A 1,863-nucleotide genomic window follows, 5' to 3' on the forward strand; every position below is an offset into this window, starting at 1 on the left:
ATGATCAACCTATCAACGTGTCTCGACACTCCTGGATCAGCGCCCGCACCTCGCGCCGCATCACCGCCTTCCAGCGACTCGCTGACGATGCCCGTGCGTTGTTGCTAATGTCGCGGCTGTATCCCCGGTGAATTTGCAGCAACACGGTCGCAGGCGAGCAGATAATGATCTATCTAATGGGTGAGTAGAGTTCGGACATGGCTGAGCGCGGTAGAGCATTCCAGAAGGGGCAGAGCGGCAACCCTAAGGGCAAGCCGAAAGGCGCTCGCCATAAGACCACGCTCGCCATGGAGGCTCTCCTGGCGGGCGAGGCGGAGGGGCTGACCCGCAAGGCGATCGAGATGGCGAACGACGGCGACACGGTCGCGCTTCGTCTGTGCCTGGACCGCCTGCTTCCGCCTCGCAAGGATCGGCCGATCCGCTTCGCCTTGCCGCCGATCGAGACCACGGCCGACCTGACGCGCGCCACCTCGGCGCTCTTGGCAGCAGTCGCGGCCGGCGAAATCACCCCGAGCGAGGCGGCCGAGCTTGGCAAGCTGGTCGACGCCCACGTCAAGGCGATTGAAGTCACCGACATCCAATCCCGCCTGGAGGCTCTGGAGGCCGTGAAGCGATGAACCGGAACATCGAGAGCCGCGTCCGTAAGCTGGAGTTGGTGACGAACATGAACGCTCTATCCGGCCTGTCCGACGAGGAGCTGAAGGCATTGATCCAAGGCGGCTACCGGATGCTGATCGAGGAGTACGGCAGCTTGGACGCGGCTGTGACGGCACTGGCGAAGGAGCCGGAGTTCAAGCAACTCTCCGAGCACATTGCGGCCGACCTCCGGCAGGATTGGGCAAACCAGGCCAGCACGCCAGCGACTGGCGATTGAGACCCTGAACCTGCCGTCGTGCCAAGGGTGGGGAATGCGCTCGATCCTGTCGGATCTGGGCACCTGAAACTCGTACGTGGCGGCAGATAGCTCGTTGCCCTACCTCTCTTGCTCTGATGAGGGAGGAAGGTCGTTGCAGAACATATCCAGCCGCATCCTTGGTGGCGTTTCGACGATCGTTGTCAGTGTCTATCTGTGCGCGTCGCTCACCTGCGGCGCGGCGGCTCAGACTGCAGCGCCGTCGAATAGCCCGGCAATTTCTGCGCCGGATGCAGCAACCTTGAAAGCTGCGCGCGAAGTGATCGTCCAGATGCAGGGCGATCGCGCTACGACGTTAAACTCAATGGCGGCACCCATGGCCGGTATGATGCAGCAATTAGGGATCAAGGAGCCCGATCGGGCACAGGTGATCGTGCAAGAAGTCGTTTTGCCCACGTTGACGGCGCATTACGACGAGCTGCTGGATGTACAGGCGCGCAGCTTGGCAAGCGTTCTCGCCAAGGAAGATTTGAAGGCAATCGGTACGTTTTACGCCTCCCCTCCAGGAAAGCGATTTGCTGCGGCCCAGCCTCAGCTTGCTCAGGTGCAGATGTCAGGAATGACTCAGTGGATGAGTGGAGTGATGCCGGAGATACAAACAAAAGTCATGCAGGCGGTCAAGGCGCATGGGTGGGCACCAGGCAGCAAGACCAGGTAATTATTTGCCTGCAATATCAACAATAGTAAGATGAGCTCGGGTTGACGCTGACGAGTGTCAGCGTTGCCTGTGGGCATCTAACGCTTGCTCGCCGCCTTCCTGCGTGGCTTCTTGGGCGGCGGCACAGGAAGCGCAGCGGCGGTAACTCGGAACAGCGCGGCCAGCGCATCACCGTCGTCCCACAACTCGCCGGGGATCAGCAGCCACAGCTTGGCGCCCGGATGAGGCCGACCCTCCGTCACCGTGCCGAGCTCGCGCCGCCCCGCCTCGGTCGGCTTGAGAAACAGCTGAT

General features: G+C 61.6%; 3 protein-coding genes and 1 pseudogene. 3 read left to right on the plus strand and 1 reads right to left on the minus strand.

Annotated features, from left to right (window positions below):
* Positions 1-197 precede the first annotated feature (197 nt).
* From DT057_RS34760 to DT057_RS34770, 3 genes are all read left to right on the plus strand, one after another.
* The gene (locus DT057_RS34760) at positions 198-617 is read left to right on the plus strand and encodes a DUF5681 domain-containing protein (protein WP_128566535.1); all 420 of its coding nucleotides are present in this window, start codon (positions 198-200) and stop codon (positions 615-617) included.
* Positions 614-874 carry a hypothetical protein gene (locus DT057_RS34765; RefSeq protein ID WP_128566536.1) on the plus strand — a complete coding sequence of 87 codons (261 nt, stop codon included), beginning with the start codon at positions 614-616 and terminating at the stop codon, positions 872-874. The genes DT057_RS34760 and DT057_RS34765 overlap by 4 nt, the downstream gene beginning before the upstream one ends.
* 133 nt (positions 875-1,007) lie before the next feature.
* Positions 1,008-1,571 carry a DUF2059 domain-containing protein gene (locus DT057_RS34770; RefSeq protein ID WP_238314413.1) on the plus strand — a complete coding sequence of 188 codons (564 nt, stop codon included), beginning with the start codon at positions 1,008-1,010 and terminating at the stop codon, positions 1,569-1,571.
* Positions 1,572-1,648: 77 nt separating this feature from the next.
* Here the strand turns inward: DT057_RS34770 and DT057_RS35850 are convergent.
* A pseudogene (locus tag DT057_RS35850) lies at positions 1,649-1,863 on the minus strand (TfoX/Sxy family protein); the annotation flags it as partial.

It is taken from the genome of Methylobacterium crusticola, assembly GCF_003574465.1.
Lineage (GTDB): Bacteria > Pseudomonadota > Alphaproteobacteria > Rhizobiales > Beijerinckiaceae > Methylobacterium > Methylobacterium crusticola.

Bases quoted from the DNA above. Each gene is read 5' to 3' on its own strand.
- DT057_RS34765 (WP_128566536.1), top strand. From the start codon at position 614: ATGAACCGGAACATCGAGAGCCGCGTCCGTAAGCTGGAGTTGGTGACG.
- DT057_RS34760 (WP_128566535.1), top strand. From the start codon at position 198: ATGGCTGAGCGCGGTAGAGCATTCCAGAAGGGGCAGAGCGGCAACCCT.